The organism is Curtobacterium sp. ABR8 (genome assembly GCF_057812125.1).
Map to the genome: position 1 here is coordinate 1,869,290 of NZ_CM173818.1, position 25,009 is coordinate 1,894,298.

28 protein-coding genes are annotated in these 25,009 nt (G+C 71.6%); 15 read left to right on the forward strand and 13 right to left on the reverse strand.

Annotated features, from left to right (window positions below; genetic code table 11):
• Positions 1-2 precede the first annotated feature (2 nt).
• The 4 genes from ACXKZB_RS09000 to ACXKZB_RS09015 are packed head-to-tail and all read left to right on the forward strand — an operon-like array spanning position 3 to position 5,033.
• The gene (locus ACXKZB_RS09000; protein ID WP_488825771.1) at positions 3-1,565 is read left to right on the forward strand and encodes an ABC transporter substrate-binding protein; all 1,563 of its coding nucleotides are present in this window, start codon (positions 3-5) and stop codon (positions 1,563-1,565) included.
• A complete protein-coding gene (locus ACXKZB_RS09005) occupies positions 1,562-2,545 on the forward strand; it encodes an ABC transporter permease (RefSeq protein ID WP_488825773.1) in 984 nt (327 codons plus the stop codon). The genes ACXKZB_RS09000 and ACXKZB_RS09005 overlap by 4 nt, the downstream gene beginning before the upstream one ends.
• Positions 2,542-3,438 carry an ABC transporter permease gene (locus ACXKZB_RS09010; RefSeq protein ID WP_222660901.1) on the forward strand — a complete coding sequence of 299 codons (897 nt, stop codon included), beginning with the start codon at positions 2,542-2,544 and terminating at the stop codon, positions 3,436-3,438. The genes ACXKZB_RS09005 and ACXKZB_RS09010 overlap by 4 nt, the downstream gene beginning before the upstream one ends.
• Positions 3,435-5,033, forward strand: a complete 1,599-nt coding sequence (locus ACXKZB_RS09015; protein WP_488825774.1) for an ATP-binding cassette domain-containing protein — start codon at positions 3,435-3,437, stop codon at positions 5,031-5,033. Before ACXKZB_RS09010 ends, ACXKZB_RS09015 begins: the two co-directional genes overlap by 4 nt.
• 114 nt (positions 5,034-5,147) lie before the next feature.
• Here ACXKZB_RS09015 and ACXKZB_RS09020 read toward each other — a convergent pair whose 3' ends face one another.
• Entirely contained in the window at positions 5,148-5,984 is an 837-nt protein-coding gene (locus ACXKZB_RS09020) for an alpha/beta fold hydrolase (protein ID WP_488825776.1), read from the reverse strand.
• A 207-nt stretch (positions 5,985-6,191) separates the two neighbouring features.
• On the opposite strand from ACXKZB_RS09020, the gene ACXKZB_RS09025 reads away from it, so the two are divergent.
• Positions 6,192-6,506: a hypothetical protein gene (locus ACXKZB_RS09025; protein ID WP_488825778.1), complete on the forward strand. Its 315-nt coding sequence runs from the start codon at positions 6,192-6,194 to the stop codon at positions 6,504-6,506.
• 23 nt (positions 6,507-6,529) lie between these two features.
• Here the strand turns inward: ACXKZB_RS09025 and ACXKZB_RS09030 are convergent, their stop codons facing one another.
• Positions 6,530-6,862 carry a hypothetical protein gene (locus ACXKZB_RS09030; protein WP_488825780.1) on the reverse strand — a complete coding sequence of 111 codons (333 nt, stop codon included), beginning with the start codon at positions 6,860-6,862 and terminating at the stop codon, positions 6,530-6,532.
• A gap of 104 nt (positions 6,863-6,966) precedes the next feature.
• Between ACXKZB_RS09030 and ACXKZB_RS09035 the strand changes: the two genes are divergently transcribed.
• The 3 genes from ACXKZB_RS09035 (at position 6,967) to ACXKZB_RS09045 (ending at position 9,171) form a co-directional block, all read left to right on the forward strand.
• Positions 6,967-7,902 (forward strand): AraC family transcriptional regulator, encoded by a 936-nt coding sequence (locus ACXKZB_RS09035; RefSeq protein ID WP_261784228.1) that lies wholly within the window; start codon positions 6,967-6,969, stop codon positions 7,900-7,902.
• A 120-nt stretch (positions 7,903-8,022) separates the two neighbouring features.
• A complete protein-coding gene (locus ACXKZB_RS09040) occupies positions 8,023-8,604 on the forward strand; it encodes a DapH/DapD/GlmU-related protein (protein ID WP_222660911.1) in 582 nt (193 codons plus the stop codon).
• A gap of 150 nt (positions 8,605-8,754) precedes the next feature.
• Positions 8,755-9,171 carry a VOC family protein gene (locus tag ACXKZB_RS09045; protein ID WP_396291035.1) on the forward strand — a complete coding sequence of 139 codons (417 nt, stop codon included), beginning with the start codon at positions 8,755-8,757 and terminating at the stop codon, positions 9,169-9,171.
• On the opposite strand, the gene ACXKZB_RS09050 is transcribed toward ACXKZB_RS09045, so the two are convergent.
• From ACXKZB_RS09050 to ACXKZB_RS09060, 3 genes are all read right to left on the reverse strand, one after another.
• Positions 9,152-10,117, reverse strand: coding sequence for a methyltransferase family protein (locus ACXKZB_RS09050; RefSeq protein WP_488825782.1), 966 nt, complete (start codon positions 10,115-10,117; stop codon positions 9,152-9,154). The genes ACXKZB_RS09045 and ACXKZB_RS09050 overlap by 20 nt on opposite strands.
• 42 nt (positions 10,118-10,159) lie before the next feature.
• Entirely contained in the window at positions 10,160-10,297 is a 138-nt protein-coding gene (locus tag ACXKZB_RS09055; protein ID WP_222660914.1) for a hypothetical protein, read from the reverse strand.
• A 100-nt stretch (positions 10,298-10,397) separates the two neighbouring features.
• Complete coding sequence (locus ACXKZB_RS09060; protein WP_488825784.1) at positions 10,398-11,297, reverse strand: SDR family oxidoreductase; 900 nt, start codon at positions 11,295-11,297, stop codon at positions 10,398-10,400.
• A gap of 108 nt (positions 11,298-11,405) precedes the next feature.
• Here ACXKZB_RS09060 and ACXKZB_RS09065 point away from each other — a divergent pair, with 108 nt between their 5' ends.
• Positions 11,406-11,744, forward strand: a complete 339-nt coding sequence (locus ACXKZB_RS09065; protein ID WP_123312832.1) for a DUF3140 domain-containing protein — start codon at positions 11,406-11,408, stop codon at positions 11,742-11,744.
• A gap of 52 nt (positions 11,745-11,796) precedes the next feature.
• Positions 11,797-12,051 carry a DUF7218 family protein gene (locus tag ACXKZB_RS09070; protein ID WP_205462286.1) on the forward strand — a complete coding sequence of 85 codons (255 nt, stop codon included), beginning with the start codon at positions 11,797-11,799 and terminating at the stop codon, positions 12,049-12,051.
• Here the strand turns inward: ACXKZB_RS09070 and ACXKZB_RS09075 are convergent.
• Positions 12,045-13,043 carry an alpha/beta fold hydrolase gene (locus ACXKZB_RS09075; RefSeq protein ID WP_488825787.1) on the reverse strand — a complete coding sequence of 333 codons (999 nt, stop codon included), beginning with the start codon at positions 13,041-13,043 and terminating at the stop codon, positions 12,045-12,047. The genes ACXKZB_RS09070 and ACXKZB_RS09075 overlap by 7 nt on opposite strands.
• A 144-nt stretch (positions 13,044-13,187) precedes the next feature.
• Between ACXKZB_RS09075 and ACXKZB_RS09080 the strand changes: the two genes are divergently transcribed.
• Positions 13,188-13,391 (forward strand): hypothetical protein, encoded by a 204-nt coding sequence (locus ACXKZB_RS09080; protein ID WP_123312829.1) that lies wholly within the window; start codon positions 13,188-13,190, stop codon positions 13,389-13,391.
• Positions 13,392-13,436: 45 nt separating this feature from the next.
• On the opposite strand, the gene ACXKZB_RS09085 is transcribed toward ACXKZB_RS09080, so the two are convergent.
• Positions 13,437-13,700, reverse strand: a complete 264-nt coding sequence (locus ACXKZB_RS09085; RefSeq protein ID WP_123312828.1) for a hypothetical protein — start codon at positions 13,698-13,700, stop codon at positions 13,437-13,439.
• A gap of 75 nt (positions 13,701-13,775) precedes the next feature.
• On the opposite strand from ACXKZB_RS09085, the gene ACXKZB_RS09090 reads away from it, so the two are divergent.
• Positions 13,776-14,738: an SDR family NAD(P)-dependent oxidoreductase gene (locus ACXKZB_RS09090; protein WP_488825789.1), complete on the forward strand. Its 963-nt coding sequence runs from the start codon at positions 13,776-13,778 to the stop codon at positions 14,736-14,738.
• 101 nt (positions 14,739-14,839) lie between these two features.
• Here ACXKZB_RS09090 and ACXKZB_RS09095 read toward each other — a convergent pair whose 3' ends face one another.
• Positions 14,840-16,066, reverse strand: a complete 1,227-nt coding sequence (locus ACXKZB_RS09095) for a cobalamin-independent methionine synthase II family protein (protein WP_488825791.1) — start codon at positions 16,064-16,066, stop codon at positions 14,840-14,842.
• Between the two features lie 79 nt (positions 16,067-16,145).
• Between ACXKZB_RS09095 and ACXKZB_RS09100 the strand changes: the two genes are divergently transcribed.
• Complete coding sequence (locus ACXKZB_RS09100) at positions 16,146-17,153, forward strand: SLAC1 family transporter (RefSeq protein ID WP_488825792.1); 1,008 nt, start codon at positions 16,146-16,148, stop codon at positions 17,151-17,153.
• An 81-nt stretch (positions 17,154-17,234) separates the two neighbouring features.
• Here the strand turns inward: ACXKZB_RS09100 and ACXKZB_RS09105 are convergent, their stop codons facing one another.
• The 5 genes from ACXKZB_RS09105 to ACXKZB_RS09125 are packed head-to-tail and all read right to left on the reverse strand — an operon-like array spanning position 17,235 to position 22,695.
• On the reverse strand, positions 17,235-18,257 hold the full coding sequence (locus ACXKZB_RS09105) for a Gfo/Idh/MocA family protein (protein ID WP_488825793.1): 1,023 nt from the start codon (positions 18,255-18,257) through the stop codon (positions 17,235-17,237).
• 43 nt (positions 18,258-18,300) lie between these two features.
• Positions 18,301-19,317, reverse strand: a complete 1,017-nt coding sequence (locus ACXKZB_RS09110; RefSeq protein ID WP_488825794.1) for a Gfo/Idh/MocA family protein — start codon at positions 19,315-19,317, stop codon at positions 18,301-18,303.
• Between the two features lie 43 nt (positions 19,318-19,360).
• Entirely contained in the window at positions 19,361-20,752 is a 1,392-nt protein-coding gene (locus ACXKZB_RS09115) for an ABC transporter substrate-binding protein (RefSeq protein ID WP_488825795.1), read from the reverse strand.
• Positions 20,749-21,693, reverse strand: coding sequence for a carbohydrate ABC transporter permease (locus ACXKZB_RS09120; RefSeq protein ID WP_488825796.1), 945 nt, complete (start codon positions 21,691-21,693; stop codon positions 20,749-20,751). Before ACXKZB_RS09120 ends, ACXKZB_RS09115 begins: the two co-directional genes overlap by 4 nt.
• A 3-nt stretch (positions 21,694-21,696) precedes the next feature.
• Positions 21,697-22,695, reverse strand: coding sequence for a carbohydrate ABC transporter permease (locus ACXKZB_RS09125; protein WP_123312820.1), 999 nt, complete (start codon positions 22,693-22,695; stop codon positions 21,697-21,699).
• 134 nt (positions 22,696-22,829) lie between these two features.
• Between ACXKZB_RS09125 and ACXKZB_RS09130 the strand changes: the two genes are divergently transcribed.
• Positions 22,830-24,077, forward strand: coding sequence for an ROK family transcriptional regulator (locus ACXKZB_RS09130; RefSeq protein WP_488825797.1), 1,248 nt, complete (start codon positions 22,830-22,832; stop codon positions 24,075-24,077).
• 92 nt (positions 24,078-24,169) lie between these two features.
• On the forward strand, positions 24,170-24,979 hold the full coding sequence (locus ACXKZB_RS09135; protein WP_488825798.1) for a DUF1684 domain-containing protein: 810 nt from the start codon (positions 24,170-24,172) through the stop codon (positions 24,977-24,979).
• Positions 24,980-25,009 lie beyond the last annotated feature (30 nt).

The window sequence follows — 25,009 nt, forward strand, 5'->3', positions numbered from 1 at the left end:
CCGTGACCGTCGACCTCACGTCGCGGCGGCGTCGCCTCAAGCGCCTCGCCCTCGCGGCCACCGCGTCCGCCCTCGCCCTCACGCTCGCCGCGTGCTCGTCCGGCGGCGACGCCTCGCCCGGATCGTCCTCGGACACCGGCACCTACACGCTCGGACTCCAGGAGCCCGACAGCACGATCAACCCCCTCACCACCTCGGATTACAACGCGATGTTCATCGTGGGGTTGGCGTCCGAGGGCCTGCTCAGTCAGGACGCGAAGGGCAAGCTCGAGGGCCGTCTGGCCGACTCGTGGAAGGCGTCGTCCGACGGACGCACCTGGACGGTGCAGCTCCGCGACGACCTGCAGTTCTCCGACGGCGCAGCGCTCACGAGCAAGGACGTCGTCGCGACGTTCGACTCGATCATCGGCAAGGACAGCCAGTCGCCCGGCAAGTCGAGCTTCGACGGCATCCTGCAGTCGGTCGCCGCGGACGGTGCCTCGACCGTCGACTTCACGCTCGCCAAGCCGTACGCCGACTTCCCCTACCTGCTCACGGGCTCGAACACGACCATCCAGCCGGCGGGCTTCGACGCGTCGACGAACTGGGCCAAGCAGCCCGTCGGCGCCGGACAGTTCGTGCTGACGAAGTACTCGGCCGGCCAGGGCGCCACGTTCACGAAGAACCCGGACTACTGGGACGCGAAGGACGTGGACCTGCAGCAGGTCGACGTGAAGTTCTACGCCGACGACCAAGCCCAGCTGCTCGCGTTCCAGAGCGGGGAGATCGACCAGATCGCCGCCAGCCCGACCGCGACGTCGACCCTGCAGGCCTCGGACTACACCGAGACCGAGCCGTACTTCAACAAGTTCGACGGCATCTTCCTCGACGTCACCAAGGCGCCCTTCGACGACCCGAAGGTCCGTGAGGCCTTCGCCCTCGCGCTCGACCGTGAGGAGATCGTCAAGACGGTCTACGGCGGCGCAGCCGAGGTCGGCAACGACACCACGTTCTTCCCGAGTTCGGCGATCCAGCCGAAGGGGCTCGAACAGCGCGAGCAGGACAAGGCGAAGGTCGCGGACCTGCTCGGCGGCACGACCGTGTCCTTCGAGATCACGACGCTCGACGCCGAGAAGGCCCTCGCCCAGGTGGTGCAGCAGCAGCTCGAGGCGGTCGGCGGGTTCGACGTCACCCTCAAGGTGTTGACGAGCGCGCAGTACTACGCCGACGGCGACGACACCCCGTGGCTGAACGCCCCGGTGACGATCACGAACTGGGCGCAGCGCCTGCCCGCGCAGTACGTCGACCTGATCTACCGCGACGGCGCCGTCTGGAACGCGTCGAAGTACTCGAGCCCGGAGCTCGAGCAGCTGACCGACCGGTACGAGTCGACGACCGACGACTCGGAGCGGCAGGACCTGGCGAACCAGATCGCCGAGATCGAGTGGACCGACCTACCCGTGATCGTCCCCGCGTTCGCGTCGAGCAGCATCCTGCTGCAGAAGCGCGTCACGGGCACCTTCCGGTCGGGGCAGGACTTCCCGGGCGGGTTCGACTTCCGGGGCATCGGGGTCACCGCGTCATGAGCACCGCGCGCCGCCGTCGTCTGCTGACCCTGGTCGGGCAACGGGTCGTCCAGATCCCGCTCGTCCTGGTCGTGGTCTCCGTCCTGACGTTCTGGCTCGTCCAGGTCGTGCCGGGTGACCCGGGCCGGAACGCCCTCGGGCAGTACGCGACGGCGGCGCAGGTGCGCGCGTGGAACGTCGACCACGGGCTCGACGGGTCCCTCGTCAGCCGGTACCTGCACTGGATCGGCGGGTTCGTCACGGGGGACTGGGGCACGAGCTTCGTCTACTCTGAGCCGGTCCGCGACCTGGTGCTCGGCCGTCTCGGCAACTCCCTGCTGCTCGGCGTGTACGCGTTCGTCATCATGGTGCCGGTCGCGATCACCCTCGGCGCCGTGCAGGCGTACCGGCAGGGTCGCCGCTCCGACCGGGCCGTCACGGTCGGGCTGCTGACGATCTCGGCGGTGCCGGAGTTCGTCGTCGGGATCGTGCTGCTGCTCGTCTTCGCGGTCTGGTTGCGGGTGGTTCCCGTGCAGGCGTCCGGTGCGCTCGACGCCGGGTTCGGCGAGCGGCTCCGGGTGCTCACGCTGCCCGCCGTGGTGCTCGCCCTGGCGTACCTCGCCGTCCTGACCCGGATGGTGCGTGCGGGGACGATCGAGACGATCCGGTCGCAGTTCCACCGCACCGCCGTGCTGAAGGGGCTGACCACCGGCCAGGTCGTCCGCCGCCACGTCGTCCGCAACGCGCTCATCCCGACGTTCTCGGTGCTCGGCATCTACCTCGGCACCCTGCTCGGCGGCAGCGTCATCGTCGAGACCCTGTTCTCCTACCCGGGCCTCGGCGCGCTGCTCGTGTCGGCCGCCGAGCGCAAGGACGCCCTGCTGCTCGAGAGCGGGGTGATGCTCGCCGGGGCGCTCTCGCTCGGCGCGCTCCTGCTCACCGACCTGCTGTTCGTGGTGGTCGATCCCCGGATCCGCTTCGAACGGGCGGCCACCGCATGACCGCCGTCGTCCCCGGTGCGGTCGAGACGGACGCCCTCGCCGGACGTCCGTCGGCGTCGACCAGCACGGGCACGGCGCGGGTCACGCGCCGCGGATGGCGCGGACTCCTCCGGCGTCCCACATTCCTGGTCTCCGTGGCGATCCTGCTCTGGTGGGTCGTCCTGGCCGTGGGCTGGCACCTGCTCGGCCTGCAGCCCTTCGCCCGCACCGGCGAGCTCCTGCAGGCACCGAGCGCCGCGCACTGGTTCGGCACCGACTCGCTCGGCCGCGACGTCTTCGCCCGCGTCGCCGCCGGAGCCCGGCCGGCGCTCGTCATCGGCCCGTTCGGCGCGGCGCTGGCGACCGTCGTCGGCGGCACCCTCGGTCTGCTCGCCGGCTACCACCGCGGCTGGGTCGACACCGCCCTGATGCGGTTCTTCGACGTGCTGCTCGCGTTGCCCAGCCTGATCTTCCTGGTCGTGCTCGTCGGTGCGTTCGGGGTGTCGACGCCCGCGCTCGTCCTCATCGTCGGCGTGCTCTTCGCCCCGGGCATCGCGCGGATCGTCCGGGCCGCGGTGCTCGTCGAGATGGGCAAGTCCTACGTCCAGGCCGCGCGGCTGCAGGGCGAGAGCGCCGTCCGGGCGATGGTCAGCGAGCTGCTGCCGAACGTGATCGGGGTCTTCGTGATCCAGGCGGTCCTGAGCCTCGGTGCCGCGATCTTCATCACCGCGTCGCTGTCGTTCCTCGGGCTCGGTTCGCAGCCACCGGCCGCCGACTGGGGGCTCGACATCAACGCGAACCGCGCCTACCTGCAGGCCGCGTGGTGGACGGTCGTGTTCCCGGGTGTCGCCGTGGCGTCGATCGTCGTGTCCGCGAACCTGATCGCCGACAACCTCAAGGAGGTCTCCGAGTGAGCGAGCAGCCCCGGGCCACCGGCACGACCGACGCACTGGTCCGCGTCGACGGGCTCACCGTGTCGTACCGCGGCACCCGGGTGGTCGACGACGTCGCGTTCGTGATCGAGCCCGGTGGCTCGTACGGGCTCGTGGGCGAGTCCGGTTCCGGCAAGAGCACCGTGGCCGGCACGCTGACCGCGTCGCTCGGCCCGGACGCCGCCGTCGGGTCGTCGGCGCTGGTCGTCGACGGCGTCGACGTCGCGTCCCTGCGCGGAGAGCGCCTCCGGCGGTTCCGGCGCGACGTCGTGGCGGTCGTCCACCAGGAACCCGGTCTCGCCCTCAACCCGACGATGACGGTCGGACGCCAGGTCGCCGAGGTCCTGCGCGCCACGGGCTCCGGCCGCGCGGCGGCGGACACCGCGACGATCGAGGCGTTCACGCGGGTCGGGCTGCCCTCGCCGACGACGATCGGCGTGCGGTACCCGCACGAGCTGTCCGGCGGTCAGCAGCAGCGCGTCGCGATCGCCATGGCACTGGTGGCGCGCCCGCGCCTGCTCGTGCTCGACGAACCCACCACCGGCCTGGACAGCACGGTCGAGGCGGGCATCATGGCGCTCATCGACGAGCTCCGGACCGAGATCGGCTTCGCGACCCTGCTCATCAGCCACAACCTGCCCCTGGTCGCGGCGCACTGCGGCCGGGTCGGGGTGCTCCGCCACGGGGTGCTCGTCGAGGAGGGCACCGCGACCCAGGTGCTGCTCCACCCCACGGAGCCGTACACCAAGCAGCTCGTCGACGCCCTGCCCGACATCACGACGGGCAAGGCGGGAACGACGGGCGAGGCTGGCCCGTCGGCCGAGACTGCGCGGCACGACGTGCTCGCGACGATCAGGGGCCTCCGCAAGGAGTACGACGGCGCCGTCGCCCTCGACGGCATCGACCTCGAGCTGCGCCGCGGTGAGGTGTTGGGCGTCGTGGGGGAGTCCGGCTCCGGCAAGACGACCTTCGGCCGAGCCCTCGCCGGGCTGGTCCGACACGACGGCACGATCACGCTGGACGCCGGCGACCAGACGCCGACCGGCACCCCGCCCGTGCAGGTCGTGTTCCAGAACGCGGATGCCTCGCTCAACCCGCGGCGCACGGTCCGACAGGTGCTCGGACGGGCGATCCGGCTGCTGCACGGGGACGGCACCGCCGAACAGCTCGCGGCGCGTGTCGGCCTGCCCGCCGATGTCTTGGACCGCCGGCCCGCCCAGCTCTCCGGCGGGCAGAAGCAGCGCGTGGCCATCGCCCGGGCGTTCGCCGGACCGGTGCCGCTCGTGGTGTGCGACGAACCCACGTCCGCCCTCGACGTCTCGGTGCAGGCACGGATCCTCGACCTGGTGCTCGACCTGCAGCGCACCACCGGCACGACCTGCGTGTTCATCTCGCACGACCTCGCCGTCGTGCGCCGGGTCGCCGACCGCATCGCGGTCTTCGACGGCGGTCGCGTCGTCGACGTCGGCCCCGCGGAGCGGCTGTTCGACGCGGGCGCGCACCCGCGCACCCGCGAGCTCGTCACGGCCGCGCTCGAACTGCGTCGGCGCGCCGGTCTGGTGGCTCCCGCGGCCTGAGTGGAGCCCGGGACCTGCGCACGGGGCGGACGGGAGGCCCGTGGCGGGTCCGCCACGGGCCTCCCGTCCGCCCTGTCGGTCGCGCCCACTGCTGCGGACGCGGAGCGTTCCGCGCTACTTCGCGAGGAACGCCAGCACCACGCGGTTCCACTCGTCCGGGTGGCTGACGTTGACGCCGTGCGGGCCGCCGGCCACGACGTGCAGCTCCGAACCGGCGATCGCGGCGTGCGTGCGGGCCCCCGAGCCCTCGTACGGCACGGTCGCGTCGCCGTCACCGTGGATGACGAGCGTCGGCACGGTGACCTTCGGCAGATCGTCACGGAAGTCGGTGTTCGCGAAGGACGCCATCGCCTCGAGCGCGGCCGTCTTCGACGCCTGCTTCGCGAGCGTGAGCGCCTGCTGCCGGTCCTCCTCGGAGACGACCAGGGTGCCGTCCACCGAGAAGAAGTCGGTCGTGAACTGGTCGTAGAACGCGTCCTCGTCCTTGGTCAGGCCCGCGGTCATCTCGGCCGCCTGCTCCTTCGGCAGCGGGCCGTCCGGGTTGTCCGAGGTCTGCAGCAGGTACGGCGGCACGGCCGAGGCGAAGACGACGCTGTGCAGCCGCTCGGTGCCGTACTTCGAGAAGTAGCGGGCGACCTCGCCGCCGCCCATCGAGAAGCCGACGAGGGTGACGTCCTGCAGGTCGAGCTCGGTGAGGATCGTGTGCAGGTCCTCGGTGAGGTGGTCGTAGTCGTAGCCGGTCTTCGGCTTGTCGCTGCGACCGAAGCCGCGTCGGTCGTACGTGACGACGCGGTAGCCGGCGTCGACGAACGCCGGGACCTGCTTGCTCCAGGACTCGCCGGACAGCGGCCAGCCGTGGATCAGGACGACGGTGCGGCCGGAACCGCCGGTGTCGTCGACGTGCAGGTTCGTGTCCTTGAAGAGCCCGTGGTGGGCGGTGATCTCGGTCAAGAGTCGCTTCCTTCCCGTGCCGCACGGGTGGCGGCACGCACCTCGTTGCTACCAGCGGGATCCCGAGCGACAGCGCGGAGTGGACAGACCCCTCGGCGCCGTCGCCGTCGGCGCTGTCTGTGACGCGCGCGGCGACCACGGCCTACTGTCCAGCAGGATCAGGTAACCGTCACCGCGGCGGGTGCCCCTCGTCACGAGGGAGCACCGATGAAGTACGTCAACTACGCGGGGTCCGTCCGGGTCCTGACCGGTGACGCGGTGGCAGACGCGGTGATCCGGTACGCGGCCGCCCTGCACCAGAGCCGGCTCAGCGACGTCGTGTCGGTCCCGACGACCGACGAGTTCGGCGCCGCCAGCACGGTGGAGCTGCTCCTCGCGCCGGCGGTGGCGGTCGCCCTGGAGCCGGCGCCGGACGACGACCTGGAACCCGAGGGCGGGGCGTTCCTGGCGGAGATGCGCCGACGGACCGAGGCGGTCCTGGCCGTCGACGCCAGCAGGTTCCCGACCGACCTCGGCCGGTGAGCGTCGCGACGACCGTGCTGCGGTCAGGCGACCGGCGTTTCGCCCGTCAGGTCGGAGCGGGTGTCCGCGTGGATCGTCTCCGGGTGCTCGAACGTGCCCGCTGCCGCACGCAGACGGGCGACGAACTCGCCGTTCTCGACCTCGAGCTCGTCCTCGTCCGCGTCGGCGACGACGATCTCGCTCGACGGGCCGATGAGCATCTTCGTCGTGGTCATGGTGCCGTCGTCCGCCACCGCCGGGATCGCGATGGCGTCGGCCCGGTTGCCGCCAGCGAGCGCCGCGGCGTACTCGATCACGGCATCGGCGACGTCGTCGCTGGTCAGGATCGTCGAGCGGTCGTACTGGATGTACTTCATGGCCCATCAGTCAAACGCGCGGATGCTGGCTGTCTTCCGAGGAACCCGGCGCGTCGTGCGTTGCGCGGATGCCGACATGTCGCGAGGATCGTCCTGTGCCCGAGATGATGCACCGCACGCAGCGGCAGGTCAGGACCGACGAGCCGTCGGTCGCCGCCGAGGCACTCTCGGTGACCCACGTGACCCACGGCCTCACCGTCGAGGGCACCGGCGAGGGGTTCGTCTTCGAGGAACGCGTGCGGGGGACCGCCCTGCTGTCGCTCGAGTCGACGCGGTGCACGGGCATCCTGAGCGGCGCGGTCGAGCCCGGTCGGGCGATGATGATCGTCTGGGTGAAGTCCGGCTCCGCGGTCGTCGACGACAACCCCGTCAAGGTCGGCCGCCCGGTGCTCTACCGGCAGGACCCCCAGCGGTTCCGGTGGGTGGACGTCCAGCACGACGTGCTGCGCATCGACCGGACGATCGTCGAGCAGGTCGCCGCCGAGCGTGGCGACTGGGCACCGGGTCCGCTGGAGTTCCGTCCGCGACACGTACCCGAGGGTGCGCCGCTGGCCGCGTGGTGGCTGATGGTCCGGTCGGTCGCGCAGGAGGTGCTGCAGGGACCGGCCGACGTGCCGGTGGAACGTGAGCGCGAGCTCGCCCGGTTCGCCGCCGGTGGGCTCCTGACCGCGATCCCGCACTGGCCGGTGGGGCAGCACGAACCGGTGATGGCCTCCACCGCCCGCTTCGCCCGCGCCGAGACGTTCCTGCTCGACCATGCGACCGAGCAGATCACGGTCAACGACGTCGCCGAGGCCGCGGGCCTGAGCGTGCGCGGTGTCCAGGCCGCGTTCCAGCGGCACCACGGCATCACGCCGACGATGTACCTGCGCCGGATCCGCCTCCTGCTCGCCCGGGAGCAGCTCGAGGCCGGCGACGGCCGCAGCGTCGCCGAGATCGCCCGGGCGACGGGGTTCGCGCACCTGGGCCGGTTCGCCGGCAGCTACCGGCAGGAGTTCGGGGAGCTGCCGCGGCAGACGGCGCTGGCGGCGCGGGAGTAGCGGGCCGGGGCGTTACCGCAAGGATCACGCAACCGCCTCGGTGTCCGTTGTCGGGTCGCCCGGCAGCGCCTACGTTTCGGCTGTGCGACATCGCACGAACCGTCGAACCCAGGAGGCCGCATGACCGCGCCAGCCGTCCCCGTCCCCTCCACGTTCGTCCGACGCCTGCGCGAGGACGCCGCGCACGCCCGGGAGCACGTCCTCCTCACCGCCCTGCTCGGCTCGCCGTTCCTGCCGCGGGTGGTGCGACGGCTGCTGCTGAACGCCGCAGGCGCCCGTGCCGAGTCGGCTCCCGGTCCCGGGTTCTCACTGACCGGCGACCCGCGCAACCTGTCGGTCGCGCGCGGGGTCTACTTCAACCGCGGCACGACCATCGAGGCCATCGCACCCGTCACCATCGGCGCGAACGCCGCGATCGGCATGCAGGTCCTCATCATGACGAGCCACCACGCGATCGACGCCGACGGCCGGTGGAGCGACACGGCGACCGGCCGTCCGGTCGTCATCGAGGACCGCGTGTGGATCGGCGGCCGTGCGACGGTCCTGCCCGGCGCGCACATCGAGCACGACGTGGTCGTCGCGGCCGGCGCGGTCGTCACCGGGCGCCTGCTGGCGCACGGCGTCTACGCCGGCGTGCCGGCGAAGCGCATCCGCGACCTGGCCGGTGCGGACGCGGCCACGGACCGCACCGCGACCACCTGACGGCCTGGAGGCGCGGGGCGGCTCCGCCACGGGCCTCCCGTCCGCCTTCCGCGAGCGTTCCAGTGCCCCGCGTCCTTCCGTGCACACCCGCCGTCTGCGACGATGGGCGCGCAGCGGGCGACGACGCCCGCCCGTCGTGAGGAGTCCACCATGTCCGTGCGTCTCAACCCGTACCTCGGCTTCCGCTCGGGGGCCCGCGAGGCCCTCGACTTCTACCACTCGGTGTTCCACGGCCAGCTCACGATCGGCACCTTCGGCGAGGCCGGCATGAGCCAGGACCCGGCCGACGTCGACAAGGTCATGCACGGGCAGCTCGAGGGCGAGAACGGCCTGCTGCTGATGGCGTCGGACGCGCCGACCGGCATGGAGACGCCGTCGGAGAGCACCATCTCGCTGTCGCTCAGCGGCGACGACGACGAGGCGCTGACCCGCTACTGGAACGGGCTCGCCGACGGGGCGACGATCATCGAACCGCTGACGAAGGCGCCGTGGGGCGACACGTTCGGGATGCTCACCGACCGGTTCCGGGTCACGTGGCTCGTCAACATCAGCGGCTCGACGAGCTGACGGCGACGGGCACGCCGCGCACGCTCGCGGCGATCGGCCACCGCGGCACCCAGCACCGGACCCGCGCGGCGTAGCGGCGGAAGTCGTCGCCGAAGCGGACCTCGAGGTCGGCCTCCTCGAGCGGTCGGACGACGCAGTTCCACACGATCGAGCCGGCGAGCGCGTAGACGACGACCATCCACGACCCGAGCAGCAGCCCGACGGCGACGCCCTGCGTGATGCCGGCGAGTGCCATCGGGTTGCGCACCGACCGGTACGGGCCGGCGACGACCAGCCGGTTCGCGCTGGCGGACGGCAGCGGCGTCCCCGCGCCCTTCGTCGACATCGCCGCCGCCGACGCGATGCCGAGGGCGCTGGCGAGCGCGAGGACGACGAGCCCGGCCACCAGCAGCGCGGTCACGACCGGTCCGGGCAGTGCGGGGTGCAGCCGCCAGCGGTGCTCGGCGACGGCGATGGCGACAGGGAACACCCCGAGGAACAGTCCCCAGAAGACGACGATCTGCAGCGTCGTCGCGACCACGTGCCGTGACGTCGCGGCACCCGGGTCGGCGGTGCGGAACCGCAGCGGACCGGACGTCAACCACTCGGTCGGCACCCGGCCGAGCAGGACGAGCGCGAGGGCCAGCCCGGAGCCGATGGTGGCCGCGGCCATGACCAGGACTCCCCAGCCGGCCTCACCGGTGACGGTGGCCCAGACGGCGAGAGCCGCGAGGACGACCGCCGTCCAGCCGGTGGCGACGATCGCTGCGGCCCGGCCGAGGGCACTGGCCGACGACGCCGCGATCGCCGACGCGACGACGAACAGCGGGACGTCGACGGCCGCGACGGCGACCGGGTCGAGCGAGCCGAGGGTGAGCGTCCGGATGCCCGGGAGGGTCGCGACGGTGATCCACCAGACAGCGCCACCGAGGGCCTGCAGTGCGAAGTAGAGCCGGCCCCGGGACACGTCTGCACGCTAGCAGGGCGATGCGGTGCGCCGGGCGGCGCCTCAGTCCTGGCGGTTGATCTGCCCGAGCCACCGGCCGAACGCCGGAGTGCGGGCGTCGTGCAGCTTGGTCAGGACGGGCTTCGGCGTGCAGGTGCGCTCGTCGACGATCGCTGCGCCCTTGTGGGGTTCGAGGCTCATGGTGTGCTCCTTCGTGGTCTTCGTGATCGGTGCAGAGTCCGACAGCGGGCGGGTCCGATCCATTCCCACCCGCTGCCGTGTCGTCGGCGAGCGGTGCCGGTCAGGGCGTGACCATGCCCCCGTTCACGTTGAGCGTCTCGCCGACCACGTAGCTCGACTCGTCCGACGCCAGGAACACGTAGGCCGGGGCGAGTTCGGCCGGCTGCCCGGCGCGACCCATCGGCGACTCGCTGCTGCCGAACTCCGGCAACGTCGACGGGTCGACGCCGCCGCTCGGCTGCAGGACCGTCCACGTCGGCCCGGGAGCGACGATGTTCACGCGGATGCCGCGCTCGACGAGCAGCTGGGACAGCCCCTTCGACAGGTTGTTGATCGCGCCCTTCGACGCTGCGTAGTCGAGCCGGTCGGGCGCCGGCTTGTACGCCTCCATCGAGGCCGTCGTGGTGATCGTCGCACCGGGCTGCAGGTGCGGCAGTGCCGCCTTCACGAGGCGGAACAGCCCGAAGACGTTCACGTCGAAGGTCGCCTCGAACTGGTCCTCCGTGATGTCGAGCACGTCGGGCTGCCACCGCTGCTTGCCGGCGACGCTCACGAGGGCGTCGAGCCCGCCGAGTCCGGCGACCGCCTGGTCGACGAGCTCCTGCGCGTACGCCTTGTCGCGCAGGTCGCCGGGGATCGCCACGGCGGTGCGTCCGGCGGCACGGATCTGCTCGAGCACGTGGTCGGCGTCGGACTGCTCCTCCGGCAGGTACGCGATCGCGACGTCGGCGCCCTCGCGGGCGAACGCGATCGCGACGGCGCCGCCGATGCCGGAGTCACCGCCGGTGATCAGGGCCTTCCGGCCGGCGAGCCGACCGGTGCCCCGGTAGCTCGTCTCGCCCAGGTCGGGGACCGGGTCCATCGCGGACTGGAGGCCCGGCTCGTCCTGGGTCTGCGGCTCCGGCTGGACATCGGGGTAGCGGGTGCGCGGGTCACCGTGTTCGTACTGGTCGGTGGGCATGGGGTTCCTTCCTGCTGGCTCGGGACCACCGAACCCGTCGGCGCTGGGGGAAGCCGGAGCGCCGTCCGTCCTGCGCACTCGTCCAGGGCCGGGGCGTTGCCTCGGGGCATGAGCGACGACGACGACCAGCAGACCGAGCGCGACTTCGCCGACGCGGTGAACATGACCCCGTCGGAGCTCCGCGAGTGGCTCGACACCGACGAGTCGAAGCACGTCGGGCAGAAGCCCCCGGGCGGCGGCGAGTCGACCGGGCACGAGAGCGGGCGGCACGTCATCCGGATCCTCGAGAAGCACAAGGCGGACCGGACCGACGACGACCACGCCCACATGCGGAAGGTGATCGGCTACGTCGCCCGGCACTCGGAGCAGCGGCCGGACGGCGACGTGCACGACACCCCGTGGCGGTGGTCCCTGATGAACTGGGGTCACGACCCCGAGAAGCGCTGAGCCGCCGCCGGCTCGGAACGACGCCGGGCCGGCGCGCGTACCGTGACGCACCATGCCGAACCAACTCAAGAAGCCGGACATGTACGAGGAGCTCCGCAAGGAGGGCAACTCGAAGGAGAAGTCCGCGCGGATCAGCAACGCCGCAGCGGCCCGCGGCGAGGAGGCAGTCGGGAAGAAGGGCGGCGAGTCCGGTTCCTACGACGACTGGACCGTCGCCGACCTCCGGAAGCGGGCGAAGGAGCTCGGCCTGACCGGGTACTCGTCGAAGCGCAAGGCCGAGCTCGTCGAGGCGCTCCGGGATCACTGACCGAGGTCGGCGACCGCGTCGATGCCCTCGGCGATCTCCGCTGCGTGGGTGTGGTGCAGGTAGTGCCCGCCGTCGAGCAGGACGACCTGGCCGTCGGTCACCGATGCCGCCTGCTCACGGTGCAGACGCTCCCACCCCGGCACCTCCGGGTCGTCGCCCACGACGAACAGGCGGACCGGCAGGTCGGCGGGGAACGTGAGGCTGCGGGCGTGCCGGAAGTTCGCGCCGAGGTGCTCGTACTCGTCCAGGTACGTCGCGCGCATGCTCGTGCGGTGTGACAGCAGGGTCATCTGCTCCTTCTGCGCGTCGGTGTAGGGCAACCCGGCGTACGCGTCGCCGGACACGGCAGTGAGCACGCGGGCGAGCCCGGTGGCCTTCACGAAGCGGAACAGGCCGGACCCGACGGCGTCGTCGATGCCGGGCTGCGTCGGCACACTGCTGTCGATGCCGACGAACGCCTGCACCTCGTCCGGGTACGCGTTCGTGTACTCGAGTGCGTAGATCCCGGCGACCGAGTGCCCGGCGAGCACGTACCGGTCGATGCCGAGGGTCGACAGCGCCTGGTGCACCTCGTCGACGATGTTCGCGCTGGTCCGGGGTCGGTCGGTGCCGTCGCTGAGGCCGTACCCGAGCGGTTCGACCACGACCACCCGGTGGGTGTCCTGCAGCCGGTCGACGAGCGGAGAGAAGTCGATGACGGGGGATGCCGTGCCGAAGCCGGGCAGCAGGACGACGGTCGACGACCCGGACCCGGTGACGGCGACGTTCACCCGGCCGCCGGTGACGGGGACGAGTTCGCCGTAGGGGCGGATGTCGTCCCGCTCGGCTGCGGTCGCGATCGCGTCGTAGGTGGCCGTGCCGCCGAGCGTCAGGGCGCCGAGGCCGACGAGCCCGACGAGGGAGAACCCGATCACGCGCAGCGGGCTGCGGCGTCGGCGTGCAGGTCGGGCCGGGGTGCTGGTGGGGGTGGCCGTGGGGTGGTGCGTGTCCATGCCTGCACGGTAGGTCCGGCTCGGACCGCCGCACATCGGAGCACGGTACCGGCGTGCGACGTCCGTGTCGTACCGCGGACCGACGTCGGTCGACCGCGGGACACGCTCGGCATGGGGGAGAATGGCCGGGTGAACGAGACGGGCATGCCGCGCTTCCGACGGATCTGGTCGACCGTGCAGGTCGGCGTGCTCGCGATCGCCGTGGCGTTCTGCGTCGTGATGCTCGTGATCGGGCAGGGCAAGCTCGACCGCGTCTACGCCGTCGCCGCGATCTTCTTCGGCCTGGCGCTCGTCGGGCACAGCACGTACCTCTGGCTCCTCGCCCGGAACGCCCGCGCCGGTCGCTGAGCCGGACGGCGACGCCGCCTCGACTCCGGCTCGACCCTGATCCGGCTAGACGCCGAACCGCAGTGCGAGCGGCACCAACAGTCCGGCCACCCAGACGAGCACCATCACGAGCGCGCCGATCGCGATGAAGCGGCGGCGGCGACGGAGCTTCGGGCTCCGCTCCTCGCCCCACATCTGTGCACGGACGAGCACGCGGTTCGCCTGCTCCACGACCCGGCGGACCTCGGGGTCGTCGAGCTCGAGGGCACCGGACCGGGCGTGTTCGGCGATGACCGTGGCTTCGTCGACGGTCAGGTCGTCCTTGCGCATGCTCCATCCTCGCACCGGGCGCAGGGGTACGGCGCGTCTGTGCGGGAACGGACCAGCGGCGCGTACCAATGACGCATGGGACATCGGTACCGCGGGAAGATCGTCGTCGTCACCGGAGCATCGAGCGGCATCGGGAGGGCCGCGGCGCACGAGTTCGCCCGGCAGGGCGCGACGCTCGTGCTCGCCGCACGCGGCCACGACTCCCTGGAGGCCGCCGCCGCGGAGTGCCGGGCCCTCGGCGCCGACGCGGTGGCGATCCCCACGGACGTCGCCGACGAGCACCAGGTCAAGGACCTCATCGGCACGGTGACGAGCCGGCACGGCCGCATCGACGTCTTCGTCGGCAACGCCGCCCTGTTCGTCTACGGCCTGTTCGAACAGACCCCCACCGAGGCGTTCAAGCGCGTCGTCGACACCAACCTGTACGGGCACCTCAACGCCGTGACCCACCTGCTGCCGCACTGGAAGCAGCGCGGGAAGGGCACGTACGTGCTCGTCGGCTCGATCCAGTCGCTGCTCTCCGCGCCGTACCAGTCGGCCTACGTGACGAGCAAGCACGCCGCGCTCGGCCTGATCGACGTCCTCGGTGACGAGTTCGCCGGCACCGGCATCCACTTCACCGCGCTGCTGCCGTCGACGATCGACACCCCGATCTACCAGAACGGCGCCAACTACACCGGCAAGAACTCGCACCCGCTGCCGCCGACGGTGTCGGTCGAACGCGCGGGTCGTGCCGTCGTCACCGCCGCCACGCACCCGAAGCGGTACCGCTTCGTCGGCCGGATCCAGGCGTCGCTCGTGCCACTGCAGTACGTGTTCCCGGGCCTGTTCCACAAGATCACGAAGCCGATGGTCGAGACCTTCGCCCTGCGCGGGAAGGCCGCGCCGACCGACGGCAACCTCTACGCCCCGGCGGACGCCGACAACGCCACGAACGGCGGTTGGGTCGCCAAGCGGCGACGCGTCACACGCCCGCTCGTGTGGCTCGGCGCGGCCGCGGCGGTCGGCGCGGTCGTGCTCGCCCGCGCGCGTCGGTAACCGGGCGTACCTGCCGTGACCGGGCGTACCTGCCGTGTTCTTCTCGGCACGTACGCCCGATCTCGCTCGGTACTGCAGCCGTTCTGGGAAGGAACGGGCGGCTAGAAGAGCTTCCCGCTCGCCCGGCGCGCACCCTCGCCGAGGGACTCGAGCTTGGCCGCGGCGATCTGCGGGTGGATGCGGCCGCCGAGCCCGCAGTCGGTGCCGGCGATGACGCGCTCGCGCCCGACGACCGAGGCGAACCGTTCGATGCGCTGCGCGACGAGGTCGGGGTGCTCGACGACGTTCGTGGCATGGCCGACGACACCCGGCACGATGACCTTGCCGTCGGGCAGCGTGACGTCCTGCCAGACGGTCCACTCGTGCTCGTGGCGGGCGTTCGCGGCCTCGAACGAGTAGGCGCCGGCGTCGATGTCGAGCATCAGGTCGACGATGTGGCGGAGTTCGATGTCGGTGGTGTGCGGGCCGTGCCAGGAGCCCCAGCACAGGTGGAAGCGGACGCGGCTGGTGTCGAGGCCCCTGAGCGCGTGGTTGAGCGCCTCGACGCGGATGCGGGTGAAGGCGCGGTAGTCCTCCACGCTCGGCTCGGGGTTGATCTGGTCCCAGTTCTCGGCGATCGACGGGTCGTCGATCTGCAGCACGAGACCGGCGTCGAGGATGATCCGGTACTCCTCGCGCAGGGCGTCGGCCCAGGCCCAGATGTGCTCCTCGTCGGTCGCGTAGTAGTCGTTCGCGACCCGGGCTGCCGAGCCGGGCGAGAGGGCCGTGATGAACCCGTTGTCGGCACCGGCGGCCGCGAGCGCGTGCGTGAGGTTGGCGGCGTCGGTGCGCGCGGCGTCGTGCCCGGTGTAGGTGATCGGGCCGGTCGTGGTGGGGAACGCGGTGGCGTTCTTGCCGGTGCCGATGCCCGACTCCGGGTCGGTGTAGGCGTCGCGGAAGATCGTCCAGTCGCGGCGGTCCGGGAAGCTCGTGAGCTGCACGTTGCCCGGGCTCGAGCGGACCGGCTCCTGCGTGAAGACGTTCTCCTCGGTGAGCGAGAGGCCGCTGACCCGCTGGAACGAGTAGCCCCACCACGCGCCGTAGTCGACGCCGTTCGACATCGCCTTGCCGAACTCGCCGTCGCCCGGCTGCGTGATGCCGAGGGCGGTCTGGCGTGCGACGACGTCGTCGACCGCCGCGCTCGTCAGCTGACGGACCTCGTCGGTGGTCTCGAGCGTGAAGCCGTCCGCGCCCACGGGGCGGGCGGCGTTCGCGGCGATGAGCTCCGGCGTGCGGGGGAGCGAGCCGGCCGTGGTGGCCTGGACGTGGTCGGTGTTCTCGAAGGGCATGGGCCCAATGTGCCACGGGGGCGTCACGGTGGCCGGGGCGTTACGCGACGCGACGCGGTCCGGGGAGAATGGGACCCCTATGCCCAGCGCGCGCCCGACCTCCCGCATCCCGCTCAACACCCTCGCCGCACCGTTCGGCCTCGCCGGCTTCGCGGAGACCTGGTCCTACGCAGCACCCGTGCTCGGACTCCCGGCCGTCGTCCCGCAGGTGTTCTGGGCGGTCGCGGCGGTGGCGTGGGTGTGGCTGCTCGGCGCGCACGTCCTGCGGGGCGTCCGCGTCGAGGAACGCCTGGTCGACCAGCTCCGCCACCCCGCGCAGGGGCCGATCGCTGCGCTGGTCCCCGCGACCGCGATGCTCCTCGGTGTCGACCTCGCTCGCTTCTGGGAGCTCGGCGGGCAGGTCCTCGTGCTGCTCGCGGTGGCGGTCGCCGCCGGGTTCGCGGCGTGGTTGCTGAGCACGTGGTTCGAGGGGCGCCTCAGCCTCGAGGCCGTGCACGGCGGCTACCTGCTGCCGACCGTCGCCGCCGCCCTCGTGGCCGCCGTCGCCACCCACGAGGTCGGGGCCGGCTGGTCGTCGTGGGCCTGCTTCGGCGTCGGCGTGTTCTTCTGGGGCGTGATGACCGGGCTGCTGCTCATCCGGCTGTCCTTCCGTCCGGCACTGCCCGACCCCCTCGTCCCCACCATGGCGATCCTCGTGGCCCCGCCCGCGGTGGCGACCGTTTCCCTGTTCGCGCTCACCCACGACGCCCTCACCCTGCCCGTGCAGGCGATCGCCGGCCTCGGCGTCCTCATGCTCCTCGTGCAGCTCGCCCTGCTGCCCCGGTACGTCCGGCTGGGGTTCTCGCTCGGGTTCTGGTCGTTCGTGTTCCCGGCGGCGGCGGTCGCGACGGCGGCGATCGAGTGGTTCCGGGTGCTCGACCTGCCGGCGGCCTGGGTGCCCACGACCGTGCTGCTCGTGCTGCTGACCCTGCTCGTCGCCGTGGTCGGGGTGCGGTCACTGAACCTGGCCGCGCGCCACCTGCTCGGGCAGGCGGAGTCGGTGCTGCACGCCGCCGACGACGAGGACGCGGCACCGGCGACGAGCTGACGCGCGAAGCCCCGAGACGCGGAACGACATCCTCGACGTCGTGCGACGTCGAGGATGTCGTCCGGGGTCGATCCGCGCGGGTCAGGCGCTGACGGTCTCGTCCGCCGTCAGGACCGGGGCGATCGTGCCCGTCCGGGCGCCCTCGTACGCCGCCAGGATCATGCCGAGCACCGCGATGCCCTCCCGCTCGGAGTGGATCGGCCGCGTGCCGTCACGCAGGCACGCCCCGAACGCGCCGATCTCGGCCGCGAAGGTGTCGACCTCGTCGAAGGTCACCGACTCGCTCGTGCCGTCCCGCAGGTCCCACCGCAGCGTGGTGCCGTCGCTCGTCAGGGAGCCGTGCTCGCCGACGACGCTGAACCGCTCGGTGCCGGCGGCCGGGTCGTACGCCCAGCTCGTCACGAGCTGCCCCACGGCGCCGTTGTCGAAGCGGAACAGGGCCTGTGCCGAGTCCTCGCCCTCCATGAAGGCGAGTCGGTGCGTGGACAGCATCGCGGTGGCCTGCACCGGGACGCCGCCGGCCAGGTGCATGAGCAGGTAGCTCGGGTGGTACCCGGTGTCGATGAGCTCGCCGCCGCCGCTCGTCGAAGCGTGGGCGCGCCACCCCATGTTCGACGGGTCGAACTCGTTGCGGAACGAGTCGGTGGTGCGGACCTCGTACACCGTGCCGAGTGCGCCGCCGTCGATGAGCTCCTTGGCCTTCGCGACCGCTGGCATGAACAGCTGGTTGTGCGCGCACATCAGGGTGATGCCGGACTCCGACACCGCACGCTGCACGTCGGCGGCCTCGTCGGGGCTCAGGCAGAGCGGCTTCTCGCACAGCACGTGCTTGCCGGCCTTCGCGGCGGCGACGATCGCGTCGTGGTGCAGGTGGTGCGGCAGGCAGATGTCCACGGCGTCGATGTCCGCCTGCTCGAGCATCTCGAGGTAGTCGGTGAAGCAGGGGACGCCGAGCTCGGCGCCGCGCTCCTCGGCCGTGGCCGCGAACGCGTCGGCGACCGCGGCGACCCGGATCAGCTCCGGGTGCTGGGCGTACCCGCTGATGTGGAAGGTGGCGATGCCCCCGCCGCCGATCAGGCCGACGCGGATGATGTCGCTGGACATGGTGACTCCTGTGGTGGGTTCGTGGTGTTGCACTGCTGGGTCGTCAGACGGGTGCGCCGACGGGGGTGGCGTGCCCCGCGGCGTGGCCCGCGGGATAACCCGCGGCGTCGTTCGCCGCGACCACCAGGCGGGTGAGCTCGACGGCGCGGGCGAGGTTGTCGTCGGCACGCGTGCCGGCGGCGACGTGGTCCACCCACTGTCCGAACGCGTCCTGGGTGTCGGCGGGGACGTCGAGGGTGACCGTCTCGTCGCCGTAGGCCGGTCCGCCGGCGGTGAGCCGGGCCTCCAGGTCGGAGTAGGCGAGCCACCCCCGCGTACCGGCCACGTCGATCGTGAACGGGGTGCCGGCGACGAAGCCGGCCTCGATCACACCGATCGCCTGCGAGGGGTAGCCGACGGTGACCACGGCGTGGTCCTCGACCGCCCGGCCGGTGACCGAGCGGTAGACGGCCGCGACGCTGTCCGGCCGTGCACCGAGGAACAGCTGGGTCAGGTACACGGGGTGGCAGCCGAGGTCGGTGAGTGCGCCGCCGATCGCCGTCGCCGGGTCGAAGAAGCGTTCCGGCAGCCACGGTGCGACGGCACCGTCGTGCGAGAGCCGGACGCGGGAGGACGTGACGTCGCCGAGGCGACCCGCGTCGAGTTCGCGCAGGATCGCGGCGGTGTACCCGTGGTACAGCCGCGGGAGTGAGACGACGAGCGCGACGCGGGCCGTGTCGCAGGCGGCGATGACCGCCTCGCACTCCTCGACGGTGGGGGCGAGGAGCTTCTCGGTGAAGACGTGCTTGCCGGCCGCGGCGGCGCGCACGATGACGTCGCGGTGGACGTCGGTCGAGGTCGTGATCGTGACGGCGTCGACGTCCGGCCGGGCGAGCAGGGCGTCGAGGTCGTCGGTGAACTCGACACCGAACCGTTCGGCGCCGGCCCGGCCGCGCTCGGCGTCGTCGTCCCACACGGCGACGAGCTCGGTGCCGGGGTGGTCGACGGTCTGCTGCGCGTAGTCGCCGGCGTGGACGTGCCAGAAGCCGAGGACGGCGACGCGCAAGGGGGTGGAGGGCATGTGTCGGTGGTTCCTCTCGTGGTGACGGGCGGTGCGTTCCTGCTCAGATCCGGACCGTGTCGTAGTCCTTCGGCAGGGTGAAGGGCGAGTAGGTCTGCATCATCGGGTCGACGCGGTTCTGCGCACGCTCCACGGCCTCCTTCGGACTCGCGGTGCCGAGCAGGACGCTCGACCGCGCGTCGGCGAGGGAGTCCCACCACGCGCCGCCGACGGGCAACGGCGGGCGGCAGGTGGACGCGCCGATCGACTCGGTGAAGAAGCGGATCGACTTCGCCGAGCCCTTCGGGTCCTCGAGCGCTGCGATGTTCGACGGCACGCTCGTGGCCGGCACCATGTAGGTCTCCTGACCCTGCTTGCTCGTGAAGTACTTCATGAGCTCCCACACGGCCCTGTTCTTCTTCGAGCCCTTCGGCACGCACAGCGCGAAGCCGCCGGACCAGGTGTACTTGTCGCCGCCGTCCTGCTGGGTCGGCAGGTACGCGGTGCCCCAGTCGAGGTCCTTCGGGCCGTAGTTGTCGAAGGTCTGGATCGTCGACGGGACGCTGACCATGAACGCCATCCGGTCCGCCATGAACGCGGTCTGTCCCGGCGGGTGCCCGGTCGGCTCGTAGGTCGCGATGAAGGTGTCGGCGTCCTTGTAGCCGTAGCGCTTCGCCCAGTCCTCGTAGAACTCGAAGATGCTCCGGACGCTCGCCGAGTCCATCGTCATCTTCGAGTCCTGCTGGTCGAAGTACGAGGCGCCCAAGCCGAGCCCCCACGTGAACGGCCAGCCTTCGCCGTACCAGGGGAGCAGTCCGACGTGCGTGTAGTTCCCGCCGGACTTCTTCGTGAGGCGTTCGCTGACGTCCCACATCCGGTCCATGCTCACCGGACCGTTGTGCTCCCAGTCGAACTCGTCCGGGTCGATCCCGGCGCCGGTGAGCATCTTCCGGTTCACGAACATGCCGCGGGCGTCGGTGTCGTGGGGGAGGCCGTAGGTCTTGCCCTGGTAGCTGACCTCGCCGATCGTGAACCCGAGCCACTGCGCCAGGAACTCGTCCTTCGGCTGGTCCTCGAACTCCTCGATCATGTCGTCGATCGGTTCGATGAGCCCGATGGCCGCGTACTGCGCCGCACTGAACCGGTCGAGGAGCCACAGGTCGGGGGCGGTGCCGCCGCGCACGGCCGTGATGATGCTCGTGGCGTCGCCGGTGCCCTGCGACGGCACGACGTTCACCTTGACGTCGACCTCGGGGTGGACCTTGTTGAAGTCCTTGATCACCTTCGTCTGGAACGGCACGAAGGTGCCCGTGACGCCCCAGATGGTGACCTGGTTCGGGTTGCTGCGCGCCCCGGAGCCACTCGCGCACGAGGCGGCGAGCAGTGCGAGCGCGCCGGCCCCGCCGGTGGCCGCGGCACCGCGGAGGAACGTTCGTCGGTCGAATGCGCTGCTCACTTGAAGCTCCCGATCTGGACGCCCTTGATGAACGTCCGCTGGAACACGAAGAACAGGACCACGAGCGGCAGGATGATGAGCACCGATGCCGCCATCAGCTGGTTGAACTGGAAGTCCTGCGAGTTGTTGAGGCGGAAGATCTGCAGCCCGATGGAGAGCGTCTGCACGTTCTCGTCCTGCAGGTAGATGAGCGGCCCGAGGAAGTCGTTCCAGGCGCCCACCGCCGCGAAGATCCCCACGGTGACGAGCGCCGCCCGGGCCTGCGGGAAGACGATCCGCCAGAGGATGCCCCACTCGGAGGCGCCGTCCATCCGCGCTGCGTTGAGCAGGTCCTTCGGGATCTGCAGCAGGAACTGCCGGAGCAGGAACACGTAGAACGCGGACCCGAACAGGCTCGGCACGATGAGCGGCAGGAAGGTGTTGATCCAGCCGAGTCGGGCGTACAGGTCGAACATCGGGATGAGCGTGACGGGGAACGGGATGAACAGCGTGGCGAGCACGACGTAGAACACCTTGTCGCGGCCGCGCCACTCGAGGCACGCGAAGCCGTACGCGATCACGAGGTTCGACACCATCGAGAACAGCGTCACGCAGACCGTGATGATGAGCGTGTTCCGGAAGAAGGTGAAGAACGGCATCGCGTCGATCGCCTTGCCGAAGTTCGACCAGTCGAGCCACTGCGGGAACCAGGTGGGCGGGAAGGCACCGAGTTCGGAGTTGCCCTTCAGCGCCGAGATGACCATCCAGTAGATGGGGACGAGGAACAGCAGGCTCATCGCGATGAGGAGCACGCGGGCGAGGACGGACGACCACGGCGAGCGGATCGAGCCGTCGGCGTTGCGGGAGCGGTCGTCGGCGCCCGTGCGGCCGCGGGGCCGGACGGCCTCGATCGACGAGGTGACGGTGTCGCGGTCCGGGTGTCGTTCAGTGCGCAGTGTCATCGGTCACTCCCCGGTCACGTCGTAGTTGACGAAGCGCTTGGACAGCCAGTACACGAGCCCGGACAGGATCATGCCGGCCAGGAACAGCAGCACGGCCATGGCGCTGGCGAACCCGAGCTGCGCGTAGCTGAACGCGTTCTTGTAGAGGTAGAGCATGTAGAACAAGGTCCCGTTGTCCGGGCTGCCGAGGCCGCCGGTGCCGGACGAGATCACGTACGCCTCGGTGAAGACCTGCAGGCCGTTGCTGATGCCGGTGATCAGGTTGAACAGGATCACGGGCGACAGCAGCGGCAGGGTCAGCGCGAAGAACTGCCGGACCGGTCCGGCGCCGTCCACGCGAGCGGCTTCGTACAGGGTCTTCGGGATCCCGCGCAGCCCGGCGAGGAAGATCAGCGCCGCGTTGCCGGCGCCCATCTGGGCGAGCGCGACGATGACGAGCTTCGCCGTCGTCGGGTCGCCGAGCAGGTTCGTCGCCGGGATCCCGACGAGCTTCATGACCTGGTTGACCAGGCCGGTCTGCGGGTTGACGAGCACCACGAAGATGAACGCCAGCGCGAAGGTGGGGATGAGCGAGGGGATGTACAGCGCGGTCCGGTACCAGCCGATCTCGCGGACGTCCTGGTTCATCGCGATGGCGATGACGATGGCGATCACGATGCCGACGGGCACCGCGATCACGGCGTAGAACAGGGTGTTGCCGACCGCGGTGTGCACGAGCGGGTCGATGAACGCGGCGACGTAGTTGGCGAACCCGACCCAGGTGATGTCGGCCATGCCCGAGTACCGGGTCAGGCTGATCGCGAACGAGTAGATCAGGGGGTAGGCGATGAACACGAGCACGCCGAGGATCCACGGTGAGATGAACGCGATGCCGACGCGCAGCCGGCGTTTCTCGGCCGGGGTCCACGGATGCTTCTCGCGTGGTCGTCGACGGGCCGGAGCGTCACCGCCCGTGCGCGTCCGTGGTGGTGCAGTGGTCCCGGATCGTGTCGTCGTCGTCACGAGCGTCCCTTCCGACCCCGTGCCACGCCGGTGTGGCACAGGCGAATCCGTCGTCGGACGGGCGAACCGGTCGCACCGTCGCGGTTTCAATCCAATTGATTGACAAATTCGTATGACCAGAGATGCTAAGGATCATGTCCGAGCCCCGTCAACCCCTTCCTGACACCGTGGTGCAGGGCAGAACGGGCGGCACGAACCTCGTGCGCGTCGGGGTCCAGAACCGTGCGCTCGTGCTCGACCTCGTCCGCCGCCGGGGGCCGTTCGCCCGGGCCGATCTGGTGCGTGCGACCGGGCTCAGCGCGCAGACGGTGTCGAACATCGCCGCCGGACTCGTGGCGGCGGGGCTCGTGCGCGAGGTGCCGGGCGGTGGACGACGGCTCGAGGTCGTCGCGGGGTCGCGGTCGGCCATCGGGGTGCACCTCGACCCGGCGCACCTGGTCGTGGTGCGCACCGACCTGACCGGTGCCGTGCTGGCCGTCGAGCACGTCGACCTGGACGCGACCGACGACCCGGCGCGGACGCTCGACACGATGGCCGCGGCCGTGCGGCGCGTCCGCGGCGGCCGGTCCGCCCCTGCCGGCATCGGCCTGGCCGTCCCCGGATCGATCGACCCGGACGGCGTCCGGATGGGCACCCCCGCGCAGTTGCCCGCCTGGCGGTCGCTGCCCGTCACCGACGAGCTCGCCGCCCGGACCGGTCTGCCCGTGCTCCTCGAGAAGGACGGCGTCGCGAGCGCCCTCGGCGAGGTCTGGGCCGAGCCCGCTGCCGACGACCTGGTGTCCGTCTTCCTCGGGCACGGGATCAGCGCGGCGACGGTCGCGGCCGGCGAGGTGGTCCGCGGCGCCACCGGCAACGCCGGCGAGTTCGGGGGCATGCCGGTCGAGGCGCACGGCCGCTGGACCGAGGTCTGGGAGGCCTGTCAGCCCCTGCAGCAGGTCCGGCGCGCGGTCACCGCCGGGCTGCTCCCCGCGGGGATCCCGCTCGACCGGGCCACCGACGTCCGACACGCGTTCGCGCGGCTCTGCGCGACGCCGGCCGCGGCACCGCTGGTCGCCGAGGCCGGGGCCGCACTCGGATCCGCGCTCGCCCACGTCGTCGAGCTGCTCGACGTGCCGCGGGTCACGATCGGTGGCAGCGCGGCCCTCGCCGGCGGCGACGTCTTCATCGCGGCCGTCCGGGAGCGGCTGGCCGTCCGCCTGCCGCAGGGGCCGTTCCCGACCGTCGCGGCGACCACCTTCGGCGAGGCTTCGGTCGCCCGCGGTGTGGCCTGCGCGGTGCTGCAGGCCGACCTCGCCGTGCCCGCCCCCGCCGTCCGCGGGGCCGGTCCGGGGCGTCGACCGGGAGGCCCGGTGCACCTCCGCAGCATCGCCCACCCCTGGTGAGCGGGCGCGTCCAGGGCACGGGGCCGGCAGCGCGCGTGACGCCGTGCGACGACGTCGGCGCGGCCGCCGTCGCGACGCCGTAGCGTCGGAGCATGAGCACGACGACGCCGACCGCATCCGACTTCGCCACCGAGTGGGCCGCCTGGCACGACGAGCACGAGCGGGCACGGGCGAGCGAGCACGGCTTCCTGGCCATCACCAGCATCCGGTGGCTCACCGCGACACCCGAGCGCTTCGACGACGCACCCGGCACGTGGTCGACCGGCGATGGCGGCCCCGTCGTCGAACTCGCCGAGGGCGAGACGGTCGAGGTCGACGGGCAGCCGGTCACCGGCACCCACCGCTTCGGGCCGTTGCCCGAACGGTCGAGCACCGCCGTGGTGTGGCAGGACGGCGACGAGTCCGTCGTGATCGAGGTCGCCCGACGCGGCGGCAGCGACGTCATCCGCCCACGGCACCCCGGCAACCCGACCCGGACCGAGTACCCCGGGACCCCGACGTACGAGCCGTCGGAACGCTTCGTGGTCGACGCGCACTTCGAACCGTTCGACGAACCGCGCGAGGTCACCGTCGGCTCGGTCGTCGACGGCCTGCAGCACGTCTACTCGGCGCCGGGCGTGCTGACCTTCGACGTCGACGGGCCGCGGTCGCTGCTCGCGTTCAACGGGCACGGGGACGGCCTGCACGTCCTGTTCACCGACCGCACCAGCGGTGTCACGACGTACGCCGCCAACCGGAGCCTCGACATCGCCGCCCCGGATGCCGCCGGCGCGACCCGGATCGACTTCAACCGCGCCACGAACCTGCCGTGCGCGTACACCGCGCACGCGACGTGCCCGCTGCCCCCGGCCGAGAACCGGCTCGACGTGGCGGTCGAGGCGGGGGAGCGGCTGCCCGCCTGAGCGGTGTCGCCTGGGGCCGCGCACTCCCGA

Excerpts from the sequence above, each read along its gene's own strand:
- ACXKZB_RS09005 (WP_488825773.1), top strand. The coding sequence starts at position 1,562 with ATGAGCACCGCGCGCCGCCGTCGTCTGCTGACCCTGGTCGGGCAACGG.
- ACXKZB_RS09010 (WP_222660901.1), top strand. The coding sequence starts at position 2,542 with ATGACCGCCGTCGTCCCCGGTGCGGTCGAGACGGACGCCCTCGCCGGA.
- ACXKZB_RS09025 (WP_488825778.1), top strand. The coding sequence starts at position 6,192 with ATGAAGTACGTCAACTACGCGGGGTCCGTCCGGGTCCTGACCGGTGAC.
- ACXKZB_RS09030 (WP_488825780.1), bottom strand. The coding sequence starts at position 6,862 with ATGAAGTACATCCAGTACGACCGCTCGACGATCCTGACCAGCGACGAC.
- ACXKZB_RS09035 (WP_261784228.1), top strand. The coding sequence starts at position 6,967 with ATGATGCACCGCACGCAGCGGCAGGTCAGGACCGACGAGCCGTCGGTC.
- ACXKZB_RS09040 (WP_222660911.1), top strand. The coding sequence starts at position 8,023 with ATGACCGCGCCAGCCGTCCCCGTCCCCTCCACGTTCGTCCGACGCCTG.
- ACXKZB_RS09045 (WP_396291035.1), top strand. The coding sequence starts at position 8,755 with ATGTCCGTGCGTCTCAACCCGTACCTCGGCTTCCGCTCGGGGGCCCGC.
- ACXKZB_RS09055 (WP_222660914.1), bottom strand. The coding sequence starts at position 10,297 with ATGAGCCTCGAACCCCACAAGGGCGCAGCGATCGTCGACGAGCGCACC.
- ACXKZB_RS09060 (WP_488825784.1), bottom strand. The coding sequence starts at position 11,297 with ATGCCCACCGACCAGTACGAACACGGTGACCCGCGCACCCGCTACCCC.
- ACXKZB_RS09065 (WP_123312832.1), top strand. The coding sequence starts at position 11,406 with ATGAGCGACGACGACGACCAGCAGACCGAGCGCGACTTCGCCGACGCG.
- ACXKZB_RS09070 (WP_205462286.1), top strand. The coding sequence starts at position 11,797 with ATGCCGAACCAACTCAAGAAGCCGGACATGTACGAGGAGCTCCGCAAG.
- ACXKZB_RS09075 (WP_488825787.1), bottom strand. The coding sequence starts at position 13,043 with ATGGACACGCACCACCCCACGGCCACCCCCACCAGCACCCCGGCCCGA.
- ACXKZB_RS09080 (WP_123312829.1), top strand. The coding sequence starts at position 13,188 with ATGCCGCGCTTCCGACGGATCTGGTCGACCGTGCAGGTCGGCGTGCTC.
- ACXKZB_RS09085 (WP_123312828.1), bottom strand. The coding sequence starts at position 13,700 with ATGCGCAAGGACGACCTGACCGTCGACGAAGCCACGGTCATCGCCGAA.
- ACXKZB_RS09090 (WP_488825789.1), top strand. The coding sequence starts at position 13,776 with ATGGGACATCGGTACCGCGGGAAGATCGTCGTCGTCACCGGAGCATCG.
- ACXKZB_RS09095 (WP_488825791.1), bottom strand. The coding sequence starts at position 16,066 with ATGCCCTTCGAGAACACCGACCACGTCCAGGCCACCACGGCCGGCTCG.
- ACXKZB_RS09100 (WP_488825792.1), top strand. The coding sequence starts at position 16,146 with ATGCCCAGCGCGCGCCCGACCTCCCGCATCCCGCTCAACACCCTCGCC.
- ACXKZB_RS09105 (WP_488825793.1), bottom strand. The coding sequence starts at position 18,257 with ATGTCCAGCGACATCATCCGCGTCGGCCTGATCGGCGGCGGGGGCATC.
- ACXKZB_RS09110 (WP_488825794.1), bottom strand. The coding sequence starts at position 19,317 with ATGCCCTCCACCCCCTTGCGCGTCGCCGTCCTCGGCTTCTGGCACGTC.
- ACXKZB_RS09120 (WP_488825796.1), bottom strand. The coding sequence starts at position 21,693 with ATGACACTGCGCACTGAACGACACCCGGACCGCGACACCGTCACCTCG.
- ACXKZB_RS09130 (WP_488825797.1), top strand. The coding sequence starts at position 22,830 with ATGTCCGAGCCCCGTCAACCCCTTCCTGACACCGTGGTGCAGGGCAGA.
- ACXKZB_RS09135 (WP_488825798.1), top strand. The coding sequence starts at position 24,170 with ATGAGCACGACGACGCCGACCGCATCCGACTTCGCCACCGAGTGGGCC.